General features: G+C 68.2%; 20 protein-coding genes. 3 read left to right on the top strand and 17 right to left on the bottom strand.

All coding sequences use genetic code 11. The annotated features are described in order from the left end of the window. Positions 1-359: 359 nt before the first annotated feature. Positions 360-1,946, top strand: a complete 1,587-nt coding sequence (gene ilvA / locus IB257_RS02980) for a threonine ammonia-lyase, biosynthetic (protein WP_192491839.1) — start codon at positions 360-362, stop codon at positions 1,944-1,946. A gap of 10 nt (positions 1,947-1,956) precedes the next feature. Here ilvA and IB257_RS02985 read toward each other — a convergent pair whose 3' ends face one another. Both IB257_RS02985 and kdgD read right to left on the bottom strand, forming a co-directional pair. Then, positions 1,957-2,892 carry a hypothetical protein gene (locus IB257_RS02985; protein WP_192491840.1) on the bottom strand — a complete coding sequence of 312 codons (936 nt, stop codon included), beginning with the start codon at positions 2,890-2,892 and terminating at the stop codon, positions 1,957-1,959. A gap of 59 nt (positions 2,893-2,951) precedes the next feature. Next, entirely contained in the window at positions 2,952-3,866 is a 915-nt protein-coding gene (gene kdgD / locus IB257_RS02990) for a 5-dehydro-4-deoxyglucarate dehydratase (RefSeq protein WP_054454508.1), read from the bottom strand. A gap of 303 nt (positions 3,867-4,169) precedes the next feature. Here kdgD and IB257_RS02995 point away from each other — a divergent pair, with 303 nt between their 5' ends. Further along, positions 4,170-5,147, top strand: a complete 978-nt coding sequence (locus tag IB257_RS02995) for a tripartite tricarboxylate transporter substrate binding protein (RefSeq protein ID WP_192327755.1) — start codon at positions 4,170-4,172, stop codon at positions 5,145-5,147. 528 nt (positions 5,148-5,675) lie between these two features. On the opposite strand, the gene IB257_RS03000 is transcribed toward IB257_RS02995, so the two are convergent. Further along, positions 5,676-6,635, bottom strand: a complete 960-nt coding sequence (locus IB257_RS03000) for a LysR family transcriptional regulator (protein WP_054454505.1) — start codon at positions 6,633-6,635, stop codon at positions 5,676-5,678. Between the two features lie 161 nt (positions 6,636-6,796). Between IB257_RS03000 and IB257_RS03005 the strand changes: the two genes are divergently transcribed. Further along, a complete protein-coding gene (locus IB257_RS03005; protein ID WP_192352093.1) occupies positions 6,797-8,503 on the top strand; it encodes a thiamine pyrophosphate-dependent enzyme in 1,707 nt (568 codons plus the stop codon). Here the strand turns inward: IB257_RS03005 and IB257_RS03010 are convergent. The 14 genes from IB257_RS03010 to IB257_RS03075 form a co-directional block, all read right to left on the bottom strand. Further along, positions 8,491-9,234 carry a class II aldolase/adducin family protein gene (locus IB257_RS03010; protein ID WP_175162810.1) on the bottom strand — a complete coding sequence of 248 codons (744 nt, stop codon included), beginning with the start codon at positions 9,232-9,234 and terminating at the stop codon, positions 8,491-8,493. The two genes, IB257_RS03005 and IB257_RS03010, sit on opposite strands and share 13 nt — an antisense overlap. 16 nt (positions 9,235-9,250) lie before the next feature. Next, on the bottom strand, positions 9,251-10,243 hold the full coding sequence (locus IB257_RS03015; RefSeq protein WP_192491841.1) for a tripartite tricarboxylate transporter substrate binding protein: 993 nt from the start codon (positions 10,241-10,243) through the stop codon (positions 9,251-9,253). 187 nt (positions 10,244-10,430) lie between these two features. Continuing rightward, complete coding sequence (locus tag IB257_RS03020) at positions 10,431-11,927, bottom strand: aldehyde dehydrogenase (protein WP_192327764.1); 1,497 nt, start codon at positions 11,925-11,927, stop codon at positions 10,431-10,433. After that, entirely contained in the window at positions 11,924-13,171 is a 1,248-nt protein-coding gene (locus tag IB257_RS03025; protein ID WP_175213348.1) for a Zn-dependent hydrolase, read from the bottom strand. Before IB257_RS03025 ends, IB257_RS03020 begins: the two co-directional genes overlap by 4 nt. A 17-nt stretch (positions 13,172-13,188) precedes the next feature. Beyond that, positions 13,189-14,901, bottom strand: coding sequence for a thiamine pyrophosphate-binding protein (locus tag IB257_RS03030; protein ID WP_175162802.1), 1,713 nt, complete (start codon positions 14,899-14,901; stop codon positions 13,189-13,191). Then, on the bottom strand, positions 14,898-15,827 hold the full coding sequence (locus IB257_RS03035; RefSeq protein ID WP_054454493.1) for a CoA ester lyase: 930 nt from the start codon (positions 15,825-15,827) through the stop codon (positions 14,898-14,900). The genes IB257_RS03030 and IB257_RS03035 overlap by 4 nt, the downstream gene beginning before the upstream one ends. Next, on the bottom strand, positions 15,824-17,107 hold the full coding sequence (locus IB257_RS03040) for a TRAP transporter large permease (protein WP_054454491.1): 1,284 nt from the start codon (positions 17,105-17,107) through the stop codon (positions 15,824-15,826). Before IB257_RS03040 ends, IB257_RS03035 begins: the two co-directional genes overlap by 4 nt. A 4-nt stretch (positions 17,108-17,111) precedes the next feature. Continuing rightward, positions 17,112-17,591, bottom strand: coding sequence for a TRAP transporter small permease (locus IB257_RS03045; protein ID WP_192491842.1), 480 nt, complete (start codon positions 17,589-17,591; stop codon positions 17,112-17,114). Then, positions 17,591-18,586 carry a DctP family TRAP transporter solute-binding subunit gene (locus IB257_RS03050; protein WP_192491843.1) on the bottom strand — a complete coding sequence of 332 codons (996 nt, stop codon included), beginning with the start codon at positions 18,584-18,586 and terminating at the stop codon, positions 17,591-17,593. Before IB257_RS03050 ends, IB257_RS03045 begins: the two co-directional genes overlap by 1 nt. 34 nt (positions 18,587-18,620) lie before the next feature. Then, positions 18,621-19,757, bottom strand: a complete 1,137-nt coding sequence (locus tag IB257_RS03055; RefSeq protein WP_192491844.1) for a YncE family protein — start codon at positions 19,755-19,757, stop codon at positions 18,621-18,623. Next, positions 19,754-20,566, bottom strand: coding sequence for an ATP-binding cassette domain-containing protein (locus IB257_RS03060; RefSeq protein WP_192491845.1), 813 nt, complete (start codon positions 20,564-20,566; stop codon positions 19,754-19,756). The genes IB257_RS03055 and IB257_RS03060 overlap by 4 nt, the downstream gene beginning before the upstream one ends. After that, positions 20,563-21,561 carry an ABC transporter ATP-binding protein gene (locus IB257_RS03065; RefSeq protein ID WP_175180920.1) on the bottom strand — a complete coding sequence of 333 codons (999 nt, stop codon included), beginning with the start codon at positions 21,559-21,561 and terminating at the stop codon, positions 20,563-20,565. The genes IB257_RS03060 and IB257_RS03065 overlap by 4 nt, the downstream gene beginning before the upstream one ends. A gap of 4 nt (positions 21,562-21,565) precedes the next feature. Continuing rightward, a complete protein-coding gene (locus IB257_RS03070) occupies positions 21,566-22,435 on the bottom strand; it encodes an ABC transporter permease (protein ID WP_054454479.1) in 870 nt (289 codons plus the stop codon). Further along, positions 22,432-23,349, bottom strand: coding sequence for an ABC transporter permease (locus IB257_RS03075; RefSeq protein ID WP_119451496.1), 918 nt, complete (start codon positions 23,347-23,349; stop codon positions 22,432-22,434). Before IB257_RS03075 ends, IB257_RS03070 begins: the two co-directional genes overlap by 4 nt. Between the last annotated feature and the right edge of the window lie 17 nt (positions 23,350-23,366).

The raw sequence follows: 23,366 nt of genomic DNA on the forward strand, positions 1-23,366 counted from the left end.
GCCCTTTTTTGATTTGGGGAAGTGCGACTGCCACGAACCTTCCATTGTAATACCGCGCTACGCCTGCTGCGCAGCAAAAACCCGCGGATTCGGCCGGGATGTGGCCATAATGGCGCCAAATTAAACGGGGACATATCAAATCAGGCGCGCCATGGCCGATTGCCCGTTTGACAAAGCGCCGCACAAGGAGGAAGCTACGTCCCCATGAATTTCCGCGCCGTCCGCATTTCGCTGATTATTACCATCATTCCTGGAATGGTGGGTTAGCGCGCGACCGCAACAGTCACAGCCACCCGCCCCACGAGGCGGGTTTTTTGTGGCCGCCTCTGCCGGGCAAGCACACCGAAGCAGAGAGCCAGATGCACCACACCCCGCAAGCCAGCCAGCAAACCGCCACGCCGACCGCATTCCAGGACGGCCGGGCTACGCCGATGGAATACCTGAGGCAGATCCTGACCGCCCGCATTTACGACATCGCCCGCGAAACCGAGCTGGACTGCGCCCGCGGCCTGTCGGCCCGGCTGGGCAATCCGGTCTACTTCAAACGCGAGGACAATCAACCGGTCTTCTCCTTCAAGGTGCGCGGCGCCTACAACAAGATGCGCAATACGCCGCAGGCCGCGCTGGATCGCGGCGTGATCACGGCGTCCGCCGGCAACCATGCGCAGGGCGTGGCGATCTCGGCGGCCAGGATGGGTGTGCGCGCCATCATCGTGGTGCCGCAGACCACGCCGCAGGTGAAGGTGGATGCGGTCAAGGCGCATGGCGGCCCCACGGTGACGGTGGTGCAGGCGGGCGATTCGTATAGCGATGCCTACGGCCACGCCCAGAAGCTGGCCAGCGCGCAGGACCTGACCTTCATCCCGGCCTTTGACGATCCCTATGTGATCGCCGGCCAGGGTACGGTGGGCATGGAGATCCTGCGCCAGCACGCGGGCCCCTTGCATGCTGTCTTCGTGCCGATCGGCGGCGGCGGGCTGGCCGCGGGCGTGGCGACCTACATCAAGGCGGTGGATCCGGGCGTCAAGGTCATCGGCGTGCAGACCGAGGATTCCTGCGCCATGTCGCTGTCCATGCAGGTGGGCGAACGGGTCAACCTGCCCGAGGTGGGCCTGTTCTCGGACGGCACGGCGGTCAAGCTGGTGGGCGAGGAGACCTTCCGCCTGTGCCGTGAACACCTGGACGAGATCATCCTGGTGGATACGGACGCGGTCTGCGCGGCGATCAAGGACGTATTCCTGGACACGCGCAGCGTGTTGGAGCCGGCCGGCGCGCTGGCGGTGGCCGGGCTGAAGAAGTACGTGGAACGCGACGGCGTGCAAGGCCTGCCCATGGTGGCGGTGACCTCGGGCGCGAACATGAACTTCGACCGCCTGCGCTTCGTGGCGGACCGCGCCGAGGTCGGCGAAGCCCGCGAGGCGGTCTTTGCCGTGACGGTGCCGGAAGAGCGCGGCAGCTTCCGCCGCTTCTGCAGCGTGATCGGCCAGCGCAGCGTGACGGAATTCAACTACCGCATCGCCGATGTGCGTACCGCTCACATCTTCGTCAGCATGCAGATCTCGCGGCGCGGCGACGCCGCGGAAATCATGACGGCGCTGCAGGAGCAGGGTTTCTCCGTCGGCGACCTGAGCAACAACGAAGTATCCAAGCAGCACATCCGCTACATGGTGGGTGGCCGCTCGCCGCTGGCAGCCGGCGAGCGCCTGTTCCGCTTCGAGTTTCCTGAGCGTCCCGGCGCCCTGATGAAGTTCCTGTCCGAGATGGCGCCCAACTGGAACATCAGCCTGTTCCACTACCGCAACCAGGGCACGGAGTTCAGCTCGGCGCTGGTCGGCATCCAGGCTCCCTTGGCGGACAGCGCCGCGCTGGACGCATTCCTGCGGCAGTTGGGCTACGCCCATACCGAAGAAACCGCCAACGAGGCCTATCGCCAGTTCCTGATCTGAGCGGGCGAGATCAACCCGGCGCGCAGCCAGGCTTGCGCGGCAGGGCCACGCCCGGCTGCAGGCGCAGCGCGGCGCGCCCCTGCGCCGCCTGCGTCAGCTGCAGGGTGGCGGCGCGCCAGGCCGGCACGTCGTCGAAGGCCACGTCGGGCGCTGCCGAGGTCTTGGATAGCGCGTCCGGCCGGTCGAACTGGATCGCGGGCAGGCGCAGGCAAGGGTCCTTGAAATCCAGGCGGGCCAGTTCGCGCCCGTCGCTCATGCGCACCGCGCGGAACGCCACCGGAGTGTCCACGAACTTGGTGATGGCCGGCACGATCTGCAGATAGCCATCGGCATCCTTGACCCGCTTGGTGGGCTCGATCTCGATCACGTCCCTGCCTGGCGGCACGGCCAGGTAGGCCACGCCGTCGGCCACGTCCAGCAGCTTGCCCGGGCCCAGGTTCAGGGCGGCAAGCGGCGCGTGGCGGATCATCACGGTTTCGTTCCAGGAAGTCTGGACGCGTGTCCAGCCGGGCAGGCGCGCGTCTTCGAAGCGGGTCGTGGCGATGCGGTCGCGCTCGGGCTTGGCGGACAAGGCCAGGCGCTCGACCCGCAGCGCGCCGTTGGCCACGCGCAGTTGCGCCAGCACGGTATTGGCGCTGGAACTGGTGAAGTAGGCCAGCACGGCGTCCGTTTCCAAGGCCTTGGCGGTGGACGCGCAGAAGAAGGCGCGGGCCTCGATGCGCTGGCCATCGGGATAGAGCAGGGCGCCGACGTCCTTGCCGCAAAGCGGCTGGCCCCGGTAGGTGATGGTGGTGGCGCGGGTGGTCTGCCGCTGGCCGGTGTTCCAGTCGCTGCGGCTGCCGGTGGCGGCTTCGACCACCAGTCCATGGTTGTCGTAGACCACGTCTGCGCCCGCGGGCGCGGCAAGCATGCTGAGCAGAAACGCGAGGCTGCGTCGACGCGCCATGGTCGGACTCCCTGGTGTGGCTGGACGGGTCTATATATACCACCGCCAGGGAGCGTCCCTTACTGCGGGCCGAGCTTGCGGATCAAGGCGTCCAGCATCTCCAGTTCTTCAGTCCGCAAGTCCGTCAGAGGCGCGCGTACGGGACCCGCATCGTGACCGACCAATTTGGCGCCGGCCTTGACGATGCTGACGGCATATCCCGGCACGCGGTTGCGGATGTCGAGGTACGGCAGGAAAAAATCGTCCAGCAGGCGGTTGGTGGTGTCATGGTCGCCCGCGGCGATCGCGCGGTAGAAGTCCATGGCCATACGCGGCACGAAATTGAACACGGCCGACGAATAGACCGGCACGCCCAGCGCGCGGTAGGCGGCGGCATAGACCTCGGCCGTGGGCAGGCCGCCCAGGTAGGAAAAGCGGTCGCCCAGCTTGCGGCGGATGCGCACCATGGCTTCGATATCGCCCACGCCGTCCTTGAAACCCACCAGGTTGGGGCAGCGTTCGGCCAGTTGCGCCAGGCTGTCGGCCGAAAGGCGCGACTGTGCGCGGTTGTAGACGATGACGCCGATGTTCACGGATTTGCAGACCTGCTCGACGTGCGCCGCGATGCCCTGTTGCGAAGCCTCGGTCAGGTAGTGGGGCAGTAGCAGTATGCCCTTGGCGCCCAGGCGCTCGGCTTCTTGCGCGTAGGCGATGGCAGTGCGGGTCGGACCGCCCGCGCCGGCCAGGATGGGAACCTTGCCCGCGCAGGTCTGCACCGCGGTGCGGATGACGTCGGCGTATTCCTCTGGCGCCAGCGAAAAGAACTCGCCCGTGCCGCCGGCGGCGAACAGGGCGGTCGCGCCGTAGGGCGCCAGCCATTCCAGGCGCTGCGCATAGTTCCTGGCGTTGAAGTCGCCGTTCTGGTCGAAATCGGTGACGGGGAAAGACAGCAAGCCTTCCGAAACGATGTGCTTGAGTTCCTGCGGGGTGGTCATGTTGCGTTGATCCGTATGGGGCGCCATCGAACGGCAAAGTCTGCCGGCAGCCTGTTTAAGTGGTAAGTCATCGTACAACATGAAATATCGCCATTCAAGGAAAATTCATTGCCGTAGGCGCCGGGATAGGTGCATACCCGATAGGGATATATTTTGCTTTCCAATAATAATTTCATAGTTGTACGATGACTATGGTCTAGCCGGACGAAGCTGGCGCAGGTGCGCGCGGCGGCCGTTCCCAAAAGGCTGCGGCAGTGCGCCGGGGACGGCGTCCGCGCGCAAGATAATTCCAGAGGAGACTGCATGAACCCGAGCAAGAGACAATTCCTGGGCGGCGCTGCGGCGCTATGCCTGTCGCCGTGGTTGCCGGCATGGGCGCAGCCGGGCGACTGGCCGACGCGCGCGGTCCGCATCATCGTGCCTTACCCGCCCGGCGGCTCGTCGGACATCATCGCGCGCATCCTGGCGCCGCGCCTGGCCGACGCCCTGAAGCAGACCGTGGTGGTCGAGAACAAGCCTGGAGCCAATGGCAACCTGGGCGCCGGCCTGGTGGTGCAGGCGGCGCAAGAGGGCCATACCGTGCTCTTGTGCGACGTGGGGGCGCTGGCGATCAGCCCGTCCGTGTACACCAAGCTGTCTTTCGATCCGTCCAAGGACTTGCGCGCGGTCGGCATGCTGGCCTATTCGCCGCACGTGCTGGCCGTGCATCCCGACGTGCCGGCCAAGACGGTGACCGAACTGGTGGCCCTGTCGAAGAAGCAGCGCCTGAACTTCGCGGTCACGGCGATCGGCAGCGCGCCGCATCTGGCCGCGGTCGCCGTGCAGCAGGCGACGGGCGCGCAATGGGAGTATGTGCCCTACAAGGGCGGTTCGCAGGCGGTGACGGACACCATAGGCGGGCAGACCCAGGTCATCATGAATGGGTTGCTGGCCACGTTGCCCCACATCAAGGCCGGCAAGCTGCGGCCGATCGCGATCTCCAAGCGCGAACGCATGCAACTGGTGCCTGACATCCCCACCATTTCCGAACAGGGCGTGGCGGGCTTCGAGTCCGGCACCTGGCAAGGGGTGATGGCGCCCGTGACCACGACCGATCCCGTCGCCATCCGCTTGTCGGAATTGATGGCGCAGATCGTCAACCAGCCGGACGTGAAGGCGCAGTTGAACGAACAGGGCGCTGAAATCGTCACCCGCAATCCCGCCGAACTGGCGCAGTTCTTCAACAGCGAACGCGCGCGCTGGGCGTCGGTGGTGAAAAGCGCGGATATCCGGCTGGATTGACGGCGGGGCTGCCTGGACAGGCATTCAGGCGCGGGAGCACACTGGAATCATCCCGCGTCCGTCCAGGCCCCGGCGCGACGCGGGCCCGGGCTGCGCAGGCAACTTCGCGCGCGGCCGCAGACCAGGGGCAGAGGGGCTGCAGCCATGAAAATTCTTTGCGCCGCCGCGCTGCTGGCGGCGGCCTGCGGGCCAGCCGTCGCGCAAGGCGCCGGACCCGCGGTTCCCCAACCCCCGCCTTCGGCCCGCGTCATACCCGATGCCTGCGTCGGCGCATCATGTCCCCGGCTGGTCAATCCGGGCGCTACCCAGGAACCCTGCCTGGGCACCGGTTGCGCCACCGCGGGCAGGCCGCCTGGCCCGCCCGCGCCACCCTCCAGTGGACCGAGCCGGCAGCCCGGCTGGATGAGCCCCGCGCCATCCCGCCTGCCGCCGATGCCGGCGCAGCGCGGCGTGCCGACGGGGCCGCTGACGCCTGCGCCGCCGTTGCCGGTGCCGAGGTGATGCTGGGGGATGGAAGGCGGCAAAACCTCATGGCGGTGCCGACCGCGCATCCGCCATCCGCATGTACGACCGATAAGGCTCCGCCTCAACCATGTCCCGCAGCAATTCACGCAGGATGTCCTGCACTATCTTCACCGCCTGCGTCAGCGGCCGGTTCGATGCGGTGGCCAGCATCAGGCGGGTGGACAGGGCGGGATTGACGATCCTGCGGGCGACGAGCTGGCCGCTGTTCAATTCGCCTACCACCGCAGGCAGGGCCAGCACCGTGTGGGCCAGTCCGTTCAGGACGATTTCCTTCATCAGTTCCAGCGCGTCCATTTCGAACACGACATTCAGGGGCGCATCGGCCTGCGCTGCCGCCTGTTCCAGCGTGCGGCGCAGGCCATGGCTGCGCGTGGGCAGCGCCAGGGGCAGATCGCCCAGCTGAGCGAAGTCGATGGAGGGCAAGGCCCGCGCGGCGGGGGACAGGTTCTGTGCGGGCGATACCAGCGCCAGGTCCAGCTCGGCCAGGGGATCGACCACCACGTGCTGGGAACGCCGCGCATCGTGCAGCACCGCGATGTCGACGCGGGCGTTGGCCAGCCATTCGTGCACATAGCCGCTGTAGCCGGTGATGACGTTGAGCTGGATGCGCGGATGGCGCTTCCAGACTGCCGCCACCAGCGGCATGCCGACCATGTGGGACAGCGTGGGCGTCAGGCCCAGCGTGACCTGGCCGGAGGGCGATTTCTGCTCGTCATGGAATTCGGTCACCACCCGCGCCATTTGCGCCAGCAAGGGGCGCAGGCTATCCAGCAGTTTCTCGCCTTCCGGGGTCAAGGACACGCCGCGGCCGTTGCGATAGAGCAGGGCGCAGCCGCATTCGTCTTCCAGCTTTCTGACCTGGCGGCCCAGCGCCGATTGCGCGATGCCCAGCACCGAAGCAGCCTTGGAGAAGCTGCCCGAGTCGGCCACGTGGATCAGGTTTTCGATCTTGCGCAGGTCCATCGCGATGTCTCGCCGCCAGCGCTTGCGGGCGGCTCCTCCTTGTGTGCGTTTTTTGTATATCTGATAGGCACAGTATGCCTACATGGCCTGCCGCCAGCCACCCTAGAATTCCTGCGTATCAGACCCGCGCCTGCGCGCTTGCCCTTGGTTTCCTGCCATCCATGACACCTGCTGCCGAACTGAACACGTCTTCCCACGCCTTGCTCGGGGTCTTCGCCCGCAACGGCATCGACCGGGTCTTCCTGGTCCCTGGCGAAAGCTATCTGGGCGTGCTCGATGCCTTGCACGATTTCGCCGGCATCGACGTGGTGACCTGCAGGCACGAAGGGGGCGCGGCATTCATGGCGTGCGCCGATGGCCGGTTGACGGGCCGCCCGGGGGTGGTCATGGTGTCCAGGGGACCGGGCGCGGCGAATGCGGCCATCGGCGTGCATGCCGCGCAGCAGGACGGCGTGCCGCTGATCCTGCTGATCGGGCAAGTGCCGCGCAAGGACCTGCGCAAGGAGGCCTTCCAGGAGATCGATTACCAGAAGATGTTCGGTTCGATCGCCAAATGGGTGCATGAGGTGGCGGCGCCCGAGGACGTGGCCTGGGCCGCTTTCAAGGCTTTGCGCGTGGCCACTTCGGGTACGCCAGGGCCAGTGGTGCTGGTGGTGCCGGAAGACGTCCAGCAGGCCTGCGTGCCGCAACCGGACTGGGTGGCCGAGCCGGCCAGTCCCGCGCAGCCGGCGCCCGCCGCGCTGGCGCGACTGCAAGCCTTGCTGGACGCCGCCCGCAAGCCGCTGATCATTGCCGGGGGCGCCTTCAACGCGCCGGGCGGCCGCGAGGCGCTGCGGCAGCTGGCGGAGCGGCACGGCATACCGGTGGCAGTATCGTTCCGCCAGCATGACTTGTTCCCCAACACGCATCCGCTGTACGCCGGCGACCTGGACCTGGCGACGCAGCCCGCGCAGGTGGAGGCGTTCGATTCCAGCGATCTGATCCTGGCCCTGGGCACGCGCCTGGGCGACATCACCACCCAGGGCTACACGTTTCCGGCCTATCCCAGGCCGTCGCAGACGCTGGTGCATTGCCATGCCGACGCGCATTTCGTGAACCAGCACTTTGCGGCGGACGTGGGCATCATCGCGGATCCGGTGGCTACGGCGCAGGCGCTGGCCGCGCTGCCGGCGGCGGACCGTGGCGGGCGCGAGGACTGGGCGGAATCCTTGCGCGCGATCCGCGAGCGCTCCGCCGCCTGGCCCGATCCAAAGGCCGACGATGGCGTGCCCTTCGTGTCGGTGGTGCGAGCGCTGGCCGAACAGGCGCCGCCGGACCTCATGGTTTGTCTGGACGCGGGCACCTTCGCGGCGCCGGTGTATCGCCACTTTCCCTTCGTCTACCCGCAACGGCTGATGGCCTCGCAATCGGGCGCCATGGGCTACGGCACGCCGGCGGCGATTGCCTCGCAGCTGCGCAATCCGCATGGCAAGGTGGTGTGCCTGGTTGGCGACGGCGGCTTCATGATGACGGGCAACGAGATGATGGCCGCGGCCGAGCGCGGACTGCCGGTGTTCTTCATCGTCTCCAACAACAATTGCTATGGCTCCATCCGCCTGCATCAGGCGCGCACCTATCCCGGGCGCTACGCGGGCACCAATCTGGCAAGTCCCGATTTCGCGATGATGGCGCGCGCCTTCGGCATGCAGACCGAGTATGTCACCCATCCGGACCAGGTGGCCGCGGCCATCGCCCGCGGGCTGGCCTCGGCCGCGCCGTACTTCGTGGAGGTCAAGACCAGCCTCGCCGCGATCCTGCCGGACGGCGCGGACAGCGCGGCCGGCATCGACCTTCTGGGGCGAGACCAGGCAGGGACTCAATCGCGGTAGCCAGGATCCTTCCTGTCCATCAGACGCAGCATGGCCGGCCATTCCAGTTCGCCGAAGGGGCGGCGCGTTGTAGGCTGATACAGGTGCCAGGTCTTCTCGACGACCTCTGGCGGCGGCACGCATAGTTCGCGGTTGGCGGCCAGGGCGTCGACCTGCGCCTTGCAGGCCATCTCCAGCCAATACAGTGTGTTGAATGCCTGCGCGATGCTCGGGCCGGCGGCTAGCAGGCCGTGGTTGCGCAGGATCATCGCCTCGGACTGGCCCAGGTCCGCCACCAGGCGCGCGCGCTCGTCCAGGTCGATGGCCACGCTCTCATAGTCGTGGTAGGGAATCTTGGCGAAGCGCATGGCGGTCTGGGTCAGCGGCAGCAGGCCGCATTGCAGCGCCGATACCGCCATGCCGGCCCGCGTGTGGGTATGGATGACGCATTGCACGTCGTGGCGCGCGCCGTGCACGGCGCTGTGGATCACGTAGCCCGCAGCGTTGATGCCGTACTCGCCGGGATTGTCCAGCACGTTCCCGTCCAGGTCTATCCTGATCAGGCTGGAAGCGGTGATTTCGTCGTACATCATGCCGTAGGGATTGATCAGCAGATGGCCCTCGGGCCCGGGTATGCGCGCGGTGATGTGGTTGTAGATGAGATCGCTCATGCCAAAGTGGGACACCAGCCGGTAGCAGGCGGCCAGTTGAATGCGGGTGTCGCGTTCCGCGGGGCTCATGGCTTTTTGCATGGTTCGGGTCTCCGGTTCAGTCGCTGGCCTTGACGTTGAAATCGCGGACCACCTTGCCCCACGATTCGTATTCGGATTTCATCAGCGCGCCGAACTCGGCGGGCGTGGCGGTGGTGCGGACCTGGGCGCCCAGGTCCGCCAGCTTGTCGCGCACGGCGGGGTCTGCCAGCACGGCGTTGACCTCGACGGCCAGCTTCTGCTGGATCTCGGGCGGGATGCCGGCGGGCGCGATCAGGCCCAGCCAGGCGCCCATGTCGAAACCGGGGTAGCCCTGTTCGGCGACGGTGGGCACCTCCGGCAGGCTCGCGACCCGCTCAGGGGTGCTGACGGCGATCGCCTTCAGGCGTCCCGCTTTAACCAGGGCCAGCGAGGACACCATGGTGTCGAAGGTGGCGTAGGTCCGCCCGCCCACGATATCGGTCTGCGCCTGGCTGCTGCCTTTGTAGGGCACGTGGATCATGCTGGCGCCGGCCTTGGCCAGCAGCACCGAGGTCACCAGATGGCTGGTGGTGCCGACGCCGGTGGTGGCGTAGGTGTACTGGTTCGGTTTGGCCTTCACGGCAGCGAGGAAGTCCTGCAGGTTGTTGGCCGGATTGTTGGGGCTGACGACGAACAGGTAGGGCAGCCAGGTCAGCAGGCCGATGGGCGCGAAATCCTTGCGCGCGTCGTAGTTCAGGTTGGGATAGACATGCGGGTTGATGGCTTGCGGCGCGGACGCGCCGATCATGAGCGTATAGCCGTCGGGCTTGGCGCGCGCGCCCAGGCCGGCGGCGATGGAGCCGCCCGCGCCAGGCTTGTTCTCGACGATGAACTGCTGGCCCAGACGCTGCGCCAGGCGGTCGCCGACCATGCGGGCGACGGTGTCGGTGGCCGTGCCGGGCGGGAATCCGACCAGGATCGTGACGGGCTTGGAGGGATAGGGGGCTTGCGCCCAAGCCGGCCCGGCTGCGGCCCAGGCTGTGGCGGCCAGCATGGCGGCCAGCGCGGCTCGCCTTGTCGCATTGCGCATCGTAGTCTCCAGTCATTGTTCTGATGGCGGGAGAGCGCCTGCGCCTGCCCGCAACGGAACCGCGGTGGGCAGCCCGTCGCCGTTCAAGGTCGCACAAGGGCCCACCGCCTTCAATGGCGCTGGCGGCCAAGCAGATAACGCGAAATGGCAAGGATGGCGGACGCCGCGCGGGCGTCCGCCCAGGGGATCAAGCCGTCAGGCTGATCCAGGTCGTCTTCAGGTCGCTGTACTTGTCCAGCGCGTGCAGCGACTTGTCGCGGCCGAAGCCCGACTGTTTGACCCCGCCGAAAGGCACGGTGATGTCGCCGTCGGCGTAGCAGTTGACCCACACCAGGCCCGCGCGCAGGCGGCGCGAGAGACGGTGCGCGCGCGACAGGTTGGCAGTCCAGAGCCCAGCGCCCAGGCCGTAGATCGAATCGTTGGCCAGCCGCACCGCGTCGTCCTCGGTGGCGAAGCGCTGCGCGGCCAGCACCGGGCCGAAGATCTCCTCGCGCACCAGGCTGCTGTCCTGGCTGGCGCAATCGAAAATCGTCGGTTCGATGTAGTAGCCCCCGGTGGCGCCCAGGGCCTGGCGCCCACCCATGCGCAACTGCGCGCCTTCGGCCGAGCCCGCTTCGATGCGGGCCAGCACGCCGCGCATCTGGCGTTCGTCGACCATGGCGCCCATGGCGGTGGCGGGATCCAGCGGATCGCCCGGTTGCAGGGCGGCGGCGTAGTCCGCGACCTTGGACATGAAGGCGTCGTAGATGCCGTCCTGCACATACAGGCGCGAGCCCGCGATGCAGACTTCGCCCTGGTTGGAGAAGATGGCCAGGGCCGCAGCCTGAGCGGCGCGGTCCAGGTCGGGGCAGTCCTCGAACACGATGTGCGGCGACTTGCCGCCGCACTCCAGCCACACGCGCTTCAGGTTCGATTGTCCCGAATACTCCATGAAGCGCTTGCCGGTGGCGGTCGACCCGGTGAAGGCGATGCAGTCCACATCGGGATGCAGGCCCAGCGCCTGGCCGGCCTGCGCGCCCAGGCCGGGCACCACGCTGAAGACGCCGGCGGGGATGCCTGCTTCCTCGGCCAGCGCCGCCAGCCGGATGGCCGACAGCGAGGCCTGTTCGGCCGGTTTGAGGATGACGCTGTTGCCGGCGGCCAAGGCTGGCGCGACTTTCCAGGCGGCCATCATCAGCGGGTAGTTCCACGGCACCACCGCCGCGACCACGCCCAGCGCTTCGCGCGTGATGGTGGCCAGCGCGTCCGGGCCGGTGGGGGCGATCTCGTCGTAGATCTTGTCGATCGCCTCGGCGTACCAGGCGTAGCAGCGCGCCGTCTCGGGTACGTCGAAGGCCAGCGCGTCGCGGATGGGCTTGCCCATGTCCAGCGTTTCCAGCAGCGCGAGTTCCTCGCGGTGCTCGTCGATCAGCGCGGCCAGGCGCAGCAGATGCTGCTTGCGCTGGCGCGGCGCCAAGGCGCTCCAGACGCCGGCTTCGAAGGCGCGGCGGGCGGCCTGCACGGCGCGGTCCACGTCGGCCGCGCCGCAAGACGCCACGTCGGCCAGCTTGCGCCCGTCTATCGGGCTGGTGGCGGGGAAGGTGGCGCCATCGGCCGCGTCGCAATAGGCGCCGTCGATGTAGGCCTGGCCATTGAAGGCGAGCGCGGCGGCGCGGGCGCGCCAGTAGGCGGCGTCCTGGGTCATGAGCGGACCTCCTGGGCGTTGGCGCGCGCCACCATGGCGTCGAGCAGCACGTTGCAGCCCGCTTCCAGGTCAGCGGGCTTGGCGTCCTCGATCTCGTTGTGGCTGACGCCGTCCTTGCACGGCACGAAGATCATGGCGGTAGGGGTGACGGCGGCCATGTAGACCGCGTCGTGGCCCGCGCCGGTGACGATGTCCATGGCGGCCAGGCCGCGGCGCGCGGCGCCGTCGCGCACCTTGCCGACCAGGTCCGGGTCGAACGGGGTGGGCGGGAAGTACTGCACGTGCTTCACGTCCACTTCCACGTTGTGGCGCTGGGCGATTTCGGCGCAGATTTCGTGCCAGCGCTGGTCCATGCGGGTGAGCGTGGCCTCGTCCTCGTGGCGCAGGTCCACCGTGAAACGCACCTGGCCCGGGATGACGTTGCGCGAACCGGGGTGCGCGTGGATTTCACCCACGGTGCCGCGGCCATGCGGCTGGTTATCGTTGGCAATGTCGACCACCGCCTGCAGCAGGAAGCTGGAGGCGTACAGCGCGTCGCGCCGGATCGGCATGGGGGTGGGGCCGGCATGCATTTCCATGCCGGTCACGGTCACGTCGTACCAGCGCAGGCCGAGCGACCCGGTCACCACGCCAACCACTTTTTCTTCATGCTCCAGGATCGGGCCTTGTTCGATGTGGGCCTCGAAATAGGCGCCCACCGGGCGGCCGCCCACGGGGTCCGTGCCGGCATAGCCGATGGCTGCCAGCTCTTCGGCCACCGACTTGCCGTCGCGGTCGGTCGCGGTCAGCGCCACTTCCAGCGGGAATTTGCCGGCGAATACGCCCGAACCCATCATCACGGGCACGAAGCGCGAGCCTTCCTCGTTGGTCCAGATGGCGACTTCCAGCGGCGCCTCCGTGACCACGCCGTGGTCGTTCAGGCTGCGCATGACCTCCAGGCCCGCCAGCACGCCATAGCAGCCGTCGAACTTGCCGCCGGTGGGCTGGGTGTCGATATGGCTGCCGGTCATGACCGGCGGCAGGTCATTGTTGCGGCCGGCGCGGCGGGCGAAGATGTTGCCCACCTGGTCCACGCGCAGCGTCATGCCGGCATCGCGCATCCAGCCGGTGACCAGGTCGCGGCCCTGGCCATCCAGCGCGGTCAGCGCCAGGCGGCAGTTGCCGCCCTTGGCCGTGGCGCCGATCTGCGCCAGGTCCATCAGCGACTGCCACAGCCGCTGTCCGTTGATCGATATCGTCGTCATGTTGGAGTTCCTCTGTGTCAGTGGCTGGCGGCGGCATTGCGGGCCAGTGCGGCTTCGCGGATGCCCATCAGGGTTTCGCCCGGCGAAATGCCATTGGCGTCGTAGCGGATTTCCAGAAGGGCCGGCATGTTTTCGCGTTCGGCAAAGGCCAGCGCGCGTTCGAATGCGGGACCGAAGCTGGCGGTGTCTTCCACGGCTTCGCCGTAGCCGCCGTAGCCGCGGATGATCTGCGTGAAATCCGGGTTCTCGAAGGACAGGGCGATGGTGCGCGCCGGGAACTCGCGTTCCTGGTGCGCGCGGATGGTGCCCCAGATGCCATTGTTGAACACCAGCACCACCACGCCCAGGCGGTATTGCAGCGCCACGCCCAGTTCCTGCATGTTCATCTGGAAGCAGCCGTCGCCGGCATAGCAGACCACCGTGCGTTTGCGGTCTTCCAGCTTCGCCGAGATCGCCGCCGGCAGGCCGTAGCCCATGGAGCCCACGGTGGGCGTGAGGCTGGTGCCGGGGCCGGCATAGCGGCGGTAGCGGTGGGGATACAGCGCATAGTTGCCTGCGCCCACGGTGATGCAGGCGTCGGCCGGCACGTGCGCGTCGACGTAGGCGGCGGCCTGGTCCAGGCTCATCGGCCCGGGCGAAGGCAGCGGCTTGAGGCTGTCAACCAGTTCCTGGTGCGCGGCGCGCACCGCCTCGCCGCGCGCCGTCTTGTGGCCGGGGACCAGGCCCGCCACGCTGGCGGCGAAGCTGGCCACGTCCGCCACGATGGCCTGGGTCGGCGAGAACACGCGGCCCAGTTCGGCGGCGTCCGGATACACGTGGATCAGTTGCTGGCGCGGCAGCGGGCTTTCGATGACGGTATAGCCTTCGGTCGTGGCCTCGCCCATGCGCGTGCCCACGGCCAGCACCAGGTCGGCGTCGTGCAGGCGCTGGCGCAGCTCGGGCGTCATGGCCCAGCCGACGTGGCCGGCGGCGTTGGGGTGGCGCTGGTCGAAGCACTCCAGGCGGCGCCAGGCCGTGCCTACCGGCAGCTCGAAGCGTTCGGCGAAGCCGGCGATCTGGTCGATGGCGGTCTGGTGCCAGCCATTGCCGCCCAGCAGCAGGAAGGGACGTTCGGCAGCGTCCAGCAATTGGGTCATGCGGGCCAGGTCGGCGGCGCCGGGGTGGCTGTGCACGCGCGGGTAGCGCGGCAGGTCGGCCACGCGGGCGCGGCCCCACAGCGTGTCCTCGGGCAGCGCCAGCACCACGGGGCCGGGACGGCCGCTGGTGGCAATTGCGAAGGCGCGCGAGATGTACTCGGGGATGCGGTCGGTGCGGTCGATCTGCGCCACCCATTTGGCCATCTGGCCGAACATGCGGCGGTAGTCGATTTCCTGGAAGGCTTCGCGCTCCATGAAGTCGTTGCCCACCTGGCCCACGAACAGGATCATCGGGGTCGAGTCCTGGAAGGCGGTATGCACGCCGATGCTGGCGTTGGTGGCGCCCGGGCCCCGCGTGACGAAGCAGATGCCGGGTTCGCCGGTCAGCTTGCCATAGGCTTCGGCCATGTAGGCCGCGCCGCTTTCCTGGCGGCAGACGATGGCCTCGATGGCATCGGTGTGGTCGTTCAGCGCGTCGATGCAGGGCAGATAGCTTTCGCCGGGGATCATGAACACGCGGCGCGCGCCATGGATGCGCAGCTGCTGCATCAGGATCTGACCGCCATTGCGTTCGGGAATTGCTGCTGACGTCATGCGGAGTCTCCTTGTTGCGGGACGGCCTGCGCGCGGCGCTCGGCGGCCCATCGTTCGAATTGGTGATGGCGCGCCAACAGACGGCGCGCGGTGTTGTAGACAGGCGGATCGATGCGCTCGGCGTCGTGGCGGCCGGCGCGCTGGGCTTCATAGCGGGCGACGCAATCATGGGCCGCCATGACTTCGTCCGGGGCGGGCGTGAACACCGCGTGGATCAGCTTGACCTGGTCGGCCACGGTGGCGCACTTGGACTTCAGGCCCATGCGGCGGGCCCAGCGCACATCGGCTTCCAGCGCCGGCATGTCGCGGTAGTTGAAGGGGCAGTCGATGGGCAGGCAGCCGGCCGCCGTGCAATCCAGCAGGAAGCGGGCGCGCAGGTGATGCAGTTCGATGCCGTCCTTGCCGCGTTCGGCGCCCAGGCTGGCGGTCAGGTCCTCGGCGGCCAGCAGGCAGGCGGACACGCGCGGGCTGGCGGTCAGGATGTCATAGGCGCGGTGCACGCCCAGCGCGGACTCCAGCGTGGGCACGATCTCGGTGCTGCCGGCGGGCAGGCCCAGTTCGGCTTCCAGCGCGGTGATCGCCTGGTCCAGCGCGGCGATCTGCGCCGCGCTTTCGGCGTGGGGCAGGAACACCGCGTCCGGCGCGCCCGGCATCACGCCGCGCAGGTCCGCCAGGCCGTCGTCTTCGAGCTTGTTGATGCGCACCGCGGCCACCACGCCCAGGGCGCGGCAGCGGCCGAACAGTTCGGCGATGATGGGGCGCGCGGCTGGCCGGTCCGCCGGGGCGGTGAACTCTTCCAGGTCCGCGACCAGCGCATCGGCGCCGCTGGCCAGGCCGTCGGCCTGGGCGTTGGGGTCGAATCCGGGCACGAACATCCAGCTGCGGCGCAGGAAGGGGGGACGGCGGGAGGGGGTAATAGGGGTCATTGCACGTGCCTCGGCAGGAACAGCACCAGTTCAGGTACGAAAGTCAGCAGCAGCATGACCGCGGTCATGGCCAGCATCATCCAGGACAGAGGACGCAGGGTCTGCATCATGTTGATGCCGCCGATCTTGCACGCGGCCATCAGGTCGACCCCGACGGGCGGCGTGTTGGCGCCAATGGCCATGTTGATCGACAGCAGGATGCCGAAGTGCACCGGATCGATGTTGTAGTGCGCCAGCACCGGCATCACGACCGGGGCCACGATGATGATGACCGGGATCGCTTCCATGAAAGTGCCCAGGAGCAGCAGCACCACGGTCAGCACCAGCAGCACGGCGGTCTTGCTGTCGGTCCATTCGACCAGCAGCGTGGACAGCGCCTGCGGCACCTGCTCGGCCACCAGCACCCAGGCGAACAGGCCCGACGCGCCGATGATGAGCAGGATGGACGCGCTGCTTTCGCCGGTGGACTTCAGGTTGTCCCACAGCGACTTCAGGCTCAGCGTGCGGTACCAGAAGAAGCCGATCAGCAAGGCGTAGATGATGGCGCTGGAGGCGGCCTCGGTAGCGGTGAAGATCCCGAAGCGGATGCCGCCGATGATCAGCACCGGCACCATCAGGGCCGGCAGCGCGTCGATGGCGGCGGCGCGCAGTTCCGGCCAGCTGAATGGCTGGCCGCCGGCCCAGTTGTGCTTGCGCGACTGCCAGACGGCCACGCCGATCAGCGACAGCCCCAGCAGGATGCCCGGAATGATCCCGGCCACGAACAGCTTGCCCACCGAGGTGTCGGTGATGGTGCCGTAGACGATCAGCACGATGCTGGGCGGGATGATGGTGGAAGTGGCGCCGGCGCTGCCGACCAGGGCGCAGGAAAAGCCCTTGTCGTAGCCGCTGCGGGCCATGGCGGGCAGCAGCAGGCTGCCGATGGCGACCACGTCGGCCACGCCGGAACCGGACAGCGCGCCGAACATCAGGCAGGCCAGCACGGCCACCACCGCCAGGCCACCCTTGATGTCGCCGACGATGGCGGCGCACAGGCGCACGATGCGCTGGGTCAGGCCGGCGCCGTTCATCAGCTGCGCGGCCAGGATGAACAGCGGAATCGCCAGCAGCGTGAAGCTGTCCAGCCCCACCACATACTGTTGCGCCGCCACCATCATGGGCGCGGAGTCGAAGACCGCCAGATAGGCCAGGCAGGACAGCACCAGGCCGAAAGCGATGGGCATGTCGATCAGCACCGTGATCGTGAACACGCCCATCAGGAAGAGAGCACCCGTAGACATCTTGTTAATCCTTTGCAGCGGCGGGAGCGGAAGAGAACAGCTGCGCCAGGTGCACCACGATGGTGATGGCGCAGGCGAAAGGCAGCGCCAGGTAGACGGCGCCGGCGGACACGTCCAGCGCGGGCAGGGTCTGGTCCATGGTCAGCTCGGCCAGCTGCCAGCCGGCATAACCCAGCGCCGCCAGGCCGACGATGATGAGCGCCTGGTTGATGCGTTCAAAGGCGTTGAGGATCCGGGGATTGCGCACCACGAAGGGCAGCAGCCCGGCCATCAGGTGCGAACGCTCATGGCTGCAGACGACGCCGCCGATGAAGGCCGACCACACCAGCACCAGCCGCGGCAGTTCCTCGGCCCAGTGCGGCGTGGTGTGGGTGACGAAGCGGGCGAACACCACGTAGGAGATCAGGATCGCCAGCAAGGCCACCGCCAGGGCGGCGAAGGCCTTGCTGATGCCCGACAGGATCGCGGACAGTCGGTTGAGCATTACTTGGCCTCGCGGTACTTCTGCACCAGCGCCATCAGCTCGGGGCCGTAGGTGACCGAGTAGGTCTTCCACACCGGCTCCACCGCGGCGGCGAAGGCGGCCTTGTCGACCTCGTTGACCTGCATGCCCTTGTCCTTCAGCTGGGCGATGTATTGCTGGTCGCCGTCGGTGATCATCTGGCGCTGGGCGTCGCGCCACTTGTCGGCGGCGGCCTGCACGATCTTCTTGTCCTCGGCCGAGAGGCGGTTCCACACCGGCTTGGAGATGATCAGGTTGGCCGGACCCCAGACGTGGCCGGTCAGCGACAGGTACTTCTGCACCTCGAAGAAGGACGAGGTGTAGATGATGGACAGCGGGTTCTCCTGGGCGTCGAACACCTTCTGCTGCAGGGCCGAGTACAGTTCGCCGAAGGCCAGCGGCGCGGGGTTGGCGCCCAGCGCGGTAAAGGTGTCCAGGCGCATCTTGTCGGGCGTGACGCGGGTCTTCAGGCCGGCCAGGTCGGCGGGTTTGGCCACCGCGCCGCGGTTGTTGGTGACGTGGCGAAAGCCGTTTTCCCACCACGAGATGATGGTCAGGTTCTTCTTGTCGGCCAGCTTGGCCAGCGCGTCGCCCAGTTCGCCGTCGAAGGCCTTGTAGGCCTGTTGCGAGGTCGACCAGGTATAGGGCAGCTCGACCACGCCGAACTTGGGTTCGATGGGCTGCAGCGAGCCCGAGCCGATGATGGCCGCGCCCTGGCTGCCGATCTGCAGGCCTTCGAGCATGGTCTTTTCATTGCCCAGCTGGCCGCTGGGGAACAGCACGAAATTGACGCGGCCGGCGGTCTTTTCCTTGACCTCGGCGGCAAAGCCTTCGGCGGCCTTGTTCCAGCTGTGGCTGGGCGCCAGCACGTGGCCGAGCTTGATATCCAGGGCGTGGGCCGACAACGGCGCGAGGCCGGCGAGGGCGAGCAGGGCGGCGGCCAGCAGGGCCGGTTTCTTTTGAGGAGCGGTGGTCATGGCGGAACTCCGGGAGCAGGGGGGATGGGTAGGGTCAGTAGGATTGGGCGCGCATCGAAGCGGGCCGTCCGGGCAGGGCGATGCGGGTGCCGGTGTCGCTCAGACCGTGGTCGCCCACGGCCAGAACCTGCATTTCGGCATCGAGGAAATTGCCGACATAGAGGTAGCGGCTGTCGGGGCTGAAGGCCAGGCCCTCGGGCAGCGCGCCGACTTCGATGGCGCCGGCGCGGCTCACGGACTGCCCGTCGATGCGCAGCAATACGATCTGTCCGCGCGGGTGGTGGAACCAGACGCTGGACGGGTTGTTCGAACCTTGGACGATGGCGACCGCCGCATGGCGGCCGTCGGGGCTGATGGCGATGCCTTCGGGGCCGTCCTCGACCATGACGCGGTCGATCACGCGCGGCGGATCGGCGCGCAGGTCCACCACGCTGACCGAATCCGCATGGCCGTCCGACGCGGTCGGGCTGCCCATGTCCACCACCAGCGCCAGCGCGCCGTCGGGCGACACTACCAGGTTGAACGGCACCAGGCCGGTGGTCAGGTCCTCGGCCGGATCGTGGGTCACGATGGGGGCCGCGCCGCTCTCGTCGATGCGCAGCACGCCCAGGCGATGGGTGTCGGTCTTGACCACGAAGGCGCGGCGGCCGTCCGCGGAAAATGAAACGGCCACCACAGGGGTGCCCACGTCCACTTCGCCGCAGACCTCGGCGCGCTTGCCCGCGATGCGCAGCACCGATACCGAGCGGCCGGCCTTGTTGGCCACCAGCGCCAGCGTGCCGGCGCGGTTGATGGACAGGCCCGAGGGCTGCAACCCGACCTCCAGCCGCTGCACAATGGCGGGCGGGCTGGCTTGCAGGTCGATCACGTACAGGCCGCGGCCCGGCTTGGGCTGCCAGCCGGCGCCGTCGGCGCGCGCGGACCAATCCATCGAATCCGCGATCAGGCCCAGGCGCTGGTCGGGCGTGACGGCCAGGTTGACTGGCGGGCCGAACAGGGAGTTGGGCAGGGACAAGGTGGCGACCAATTCCGGCGCGGCGGGATTCGCGCCGGCGTCGTAGACGCACAGGCTGTCATTGCCCGGGGCCAGGAAACGGATCTGGCCGTCGTCCCAGGTGACCTTCTGGTCGTTGCCGACCAGCAGCAGGTGGCGGGTGGCGGGTGTGGTCATGCCGCGAGCTCCTGCGCCTGCGGTACCGCCAGGGTGGCGCCGATGAGCTGCCGCGTGTACGGGTGGACCGGCTCGAAGTAAACCTGGCTGGCAGGACCGCGTTCGACCACGCGGCCGCCTTGCAGCACCACGATCTCGTCGGCAATGTGCTGCACCACGGCCAGGTTGTGGCTGATGAACAGATAGCCCAGGCCGCGTTCGCGCTGCAGCTCCATCAAAAGGTTCAGGATCTGCGCCTGCACCGATACGTCCAGCGCCGAAGTGGGTTCGTCGCAGATCAGCAACTGCGGCTCCAGCATCAGGGCGCGCGCGATGGCCACGCGCTGGCGCTGGCCGCCGGACAGCTCGCGCGGATAGCGCGCGGCGAAGGCCGGCACCAGGCCCACGGCGTCCATCATGCGGCGCACCGACGCGGCCTGGGAGGCCGCATTGCCGATGCCATGCGTGCGCAGCGGCGCGGTCAGGATCTCGCTGATGGTGCGGCGCGGGTTGAGCGAGGAATAAGGATCCTGAAACACCATCTGGATGCGGCGGGCGCGGGCGCGGGCCGGCATCGCGGCCAGCGGCTTGCCGTCCAGCAGCGCCTGGCCCTGGGTCGGCGCCAACAGGCCCAGCATCAGCTTGGCGATGGTGGACTTGCCGCTGCCGGATTCGCCCACCAGGCCGATGGTCTGGCCGGCGGGCACGTGCAAGTCGATGTCATGCAAGATGCGCGGCGCGGGCCGGCGCGAGAACAGGCCGGCGCGGCCATACTGGAAGCACAGCGAGTTCAGGCTGATGCTGGCGGAAGTGGCGGTCGGGCTGCTCATGCCGTGGCTCCTAGGCGCAAGGCGCCGGGTTTGATGCACAGGCAGCGGTGTCCGCCCTGCACGCGCGCGGGGAAGGGCTGGGCACAGCGGGCTTCGGCCGCCGGGCAGCGCTCGCGGAAGGCGCAGCCGCGGATGGCGGTGTCCAGCGAGGGGACGGCGCCGGCGATGGTGGGCAGGTCGGCGCGCGGCGCGGTGCGTCCGGGCTGCGGGATGCAGTTCAGCAGCATCGCGGTATAGGGATGGCTGGGTTGCTCCAGCACTTCGCGCACGCTGCCGCCTTCGACGATGTCGCCCGCGTACATGACGATGACATGGTCGGCGATGCGCGCCACCAGGCCCATGTCATGGGAGATGAACACCATGCCCAGACCGAACTCGGCCTGGATGTCGCGCAGCAGGTCCAGCAGCTCGGCCTGCACGGTGACGTCCAGCGCGGTGGTGGGTTCGTCGGCGATCAGCAGCTCGGGACCGCACATGAGCGCCATTGCGATCATGACGCGCTGGCGCAGTCCGCCCGAAAGTTCAAAGGGATACTGCCGCATGCGGTCGCGGGGATTGGCGATGCCGACGCGGCGCAGCAGGTACTCCGCGCGTTCTTCAGCCGCGCGCCGGCTGACACGCTTGTGCCGGCGCAGCACGTCGACCAGCTGGGTGCCGATGGGGAACACCGGGTTCAGCGAGGTCATCGGATCCTGGAAGATCATGGCGATGCGCGCGCCGCGCAGCTGCGCCAGTTCGGCGGGCGTGAGCGCCGCCAAGTCCTGGCCGGCGAACTCCAGCTTCGCCACGCGGCGGCGCGCGGCCGCCGGCAGCAGGTCCAGCAGCGCCAGCGCGGTCAACGATTTGCCGCAACCCGATTCGCCCACGATGCACAGTGTCTTGCCGCGCTCCAGGCTGAAGTCCACCGCGCGCACCACGTGCTTGACGTGGGTGGGCGTCTGGATGTCGATGTGCAGATCCTGGACCCGCAGCAGGGGATGGCTGGTATCGGTCATGGGGTCAGCCCTTCTTCATTTGCACGGCGCGCAGCGATTCGCCCGCGCGGTTCACGCACAGCACCAGCACGAACAGCACCACGCTGGGGATCACCACCAGCGAGGGCTGGAACAGCATGTTCTCCTTGCCTTCGGCGATCATCAGGCCCAGCGACGGCATCGGCGCCGGCACGCCCAGGCCCAGGAACGACAGCGACGCTTCCAGCGTGATCGCCATGGCGGCGTCCACGGTGCCGATGATGAGCAGGTTGCCCACCAGGTTGGGCAGGATGTCGCGCCAGATGATCTGCAGATGGGTGCAGCCCTGCAGGCGCGAGGCCGTGACGAACTCGGCGTTGCGCAGGCCGGCCGCCATGGTGCGGGCCACCAGCGCATAGCGTTCCCACAGCAACAGGCCCAGCACCAGCACCACCACGGTGAGCGAGGCGCCCACCACCGACACCACCGCCAGCGCCACCAGGATGATGGGCAGCGCCAGGCGCGCGGTGATCAGGAAGGACACGGCGCGATCCACCGCGCCGCCGAAGTAGCCGGCGGCCACGCCCAGCGTGGTGCCGATCAGCCCGCCCATCAGCGCGACCGACAGGCCGATCAGCGCCGACACGCGCACGCCGTACAGCGCGCGCGCCAGCACGTCGCGGCCCAGCTGGTCGGTGCCGAGGATATGGTTCCAGCTGCCGTCTTCGCCCCAGACGGGCTCTTGCAGCCGCGCCAGCAGGTCCTGCGTGTACGGGTCGTGCGGGACGAGGTAGGGGCCCAGCAGGCCGGCCAGCACCAGCAGCGCCAGCACGGCCAGGCCCAGGTTGCGGCCCAGGCGGGCCGCGCGTGCGCCGCGCGAGCGGACGGGAAAGGAGGAGGCGATGACGCTGCTCATGAGGAAACTCGCACGCGGGGGTCGAGCCAACCGTTGATCAGGTCGGCGACCAGGGTCAGGACGATGTAGATCAGGGCGAAGATCAGGATCAGCGCCTGCATCGTGGGAAAGTCGCCGCGCAGGATCGAGGTCCAGGCCAGGAGGCCCGCGCCGTTGATGGCGAACACGGTCTCGATGACGACGGAACCGGCCAGCAGCGTGCCCATCTGGGCCGCGGCCAGCGACACCAGCGGCCGCAAGGCGTTGCGCAGCGCGTACTTGAGCACCACGCTCGGGCCGCCCAGGCCCATGGCCCGCGCAGTCCGGATGTAGTCGGTGGCCAGCACGGTTTCCATTTCGGATTTCATCAGCCGCAGCATTGCCGGCATGGCGAACAGCCCCAGCGCGGTCACCGGCATCACGTAGTGCTTCCAGCTGTCAAAGCCCGAGGCCGGCAGCCATTGGTTGCGCACGCTGAAAAGGATGATGAGCAGGAAGGCCAGGCAGAACGGCGGCATGGCCTGGGCGCAGGCCGACAGCAGCATGGTGGCGCGGTCGATCAGCGAGCCGCGGCGCAGTCCGGCGACCACGCCCAGCGGTATCGCCAGCAGCAGCGCGAACAGCATGGCGGCCAGGCCCAGCTTGGCGGTGGCGGGGAAATGCTGGGTCAGCAGTTCGGCCACCGGGCGGCTGAAGTACAGGCTGTCGCCGAAGTCGCCGCGGGCGACGCCGCCCAGCCAGCGGCCGTACTGGACCAGGATGGGGTCGTTGAAGCCGTGCAGCTGCGCCAGGCGGGCCGCGTCGGCGGCGCTGCCTTCACCGGCCAGGCGCGCCGCCGGGTTGCCGGAAGCGAACACCAGCGAGAAGCTGATCAGCGAGACGAACACCACCAGCAGCGCGGACACAATCAGGCGGCGGAACAGGAATGCAATCATGGGGCTACCTATGACGG

Source organism: Achromobacter sp. ACM03 (genome assembly GCF_014851665.1).
GTDB classification, from domain to species: domain Bacteria; phylum Pseudomonadota; class Gammaproteobacteria; order Burkholderiales; family Burkholderiaceae_B; genus Achromobacter; species Achromobacter aegrifaciens.

Bases quoted from the DNA above. Each gene is read 5' to 3' on its own strand.
- ilvA (WP_192491839.1), top strand. From the start codon at position 360: ATGCACCACACCCCGCAAGCCAGCCAGCAAACCGCCACGCCGACCGCA.
- IB257_RS02985 (WP_192491840.1), bottom strand. From the start codon at position 2,892: ATGGCGCGTCGACGCAGCCTCGCGTTTCTGCTCAGCATGCTTGCCGCG.
- kdgD (WP_054454508.1), bottom strand. From the start codon at position 3,866: ATGACCACCCCGCAGGAACTCAAGCACATCGTTTCGGAAGGCTTGCTG.
- IB257_RS02995 (WP_192327755.1), top strand. From the start codon at position 4,170: ATGAACCCGAGCAAGAGACAATTCCTGGGCGGCGCTGCGGCGCTATGC.
- IB257_RS03000 (WP_054454505.1), bottom strand. From the start codon at position 6,635: ATGGACCTGCGCAAGATCGAAAACCTGATCCACGTGGCCGACTCGGGC.
- IB257_RS03005 (WP_192352093.1), top strand. From the start codon at position 6,797: ATGACACCTGCTGCCGAACTGAACACGTCTTCCCACGCCTTGCTCGGG.
- IB257_RS03010 (WP_175162810.1), bottom strand. From the start codon at position 9,234: ATGCAAAAAGCCATGAGCCCCGCGGAACGCGACACCCGCATTCAACTG.
- IB257_RS03015 (WP_192491841.1), bottom strand. From the start codon at position 10,243: ATGCGCAATGCGACAAGGCGAGCCGCGCTGGCCGCCATGCTGGCCGCC.
- IB257_RS03020 (WP_192327764.1), bottom strand. From the start codon at position 11,927: ATGACCCAGGACGCCGCCTACTGGCGCGCCCGCGCCGCCGCGCTCGCC.
- IB257_RS03025 (WP_175213348.1), bottom strand. From the start codon at position 13,171: ATGACGACGATATCGATCAACGGACAGCGGCTGTGGCAGTCGCTGATG.
- IB257_RS03030 (WP_175162802.1), bottom strand. From the start codon at position 14,901: ATGACGTCAGCAGCAATTCCCGAACGCAATGGCGGTCAGATCCTGATG.
- IB257_RS03035 (WP_054454493.1), bottom strand. From the start codon at position 15,827: ATGACCCCTATTACCCCCTCCCGCCGTCCCCCCTTCCTGCGCCGCAGC.
- IB257_RS03040 (WP_054454491.1), bottom strand. From the start codon at position 17,107: ATGTCTACGGGTGCTCTCTTCCTGATGGGCGTGTTCACGATCACGGTG.
- IB257_RS03045 (WP_192491842.1), bottom strand. From the start codon at position 17,591: ATGCTCAACCGACTGTCCGCGATCCTGTCGGGCATCAGCAAGGCCTTC.
- IB257_RS03050 (WP_192491843.1), bottom strand. From the start codon at position 18,586: ATGACCACCGCTCCTCAAAAGAAACCGGCCCTGCTGGCCGCCGCCCTG.
- IB257_RS03055 (WP_192491844.1), bottom strand. From the start codon at position 19,757: ATGACCACACCCGCCACCCGCCACCTGCTGCTGGTCGGCAACGACCAG.
- IB257_RS03060 (WP_192491845.1), bottom strand. From the start codon at position 20,566: ATGAGCAGCCCGACCGCCACTTCCGCCAGCATCAGCCTGAACTCGCTG.
- IB257_RS03065 (WP_175180920.1), bottom strand. From the start codon at position 21,561: ATGACCGATACCAGCCATCCCCTGCTGCGGGTCCAGGATCTGCACATC.
- IB257_RS03070 (WP_054454479.1), bottom strand. From the start codon at position 22,435: ATGAGCAGCGTCATCGCCTCCTCCTTTCCCGTCCGCTCGCGCGGCGCA.
- IB257_RS03075 (WP_119451496.1), bottom strand. From the start codon at position 23,349: ATGATTGCATTCCTGTTCCGCCGCCTGATTGTGTCCGCGCTGCTGGTG.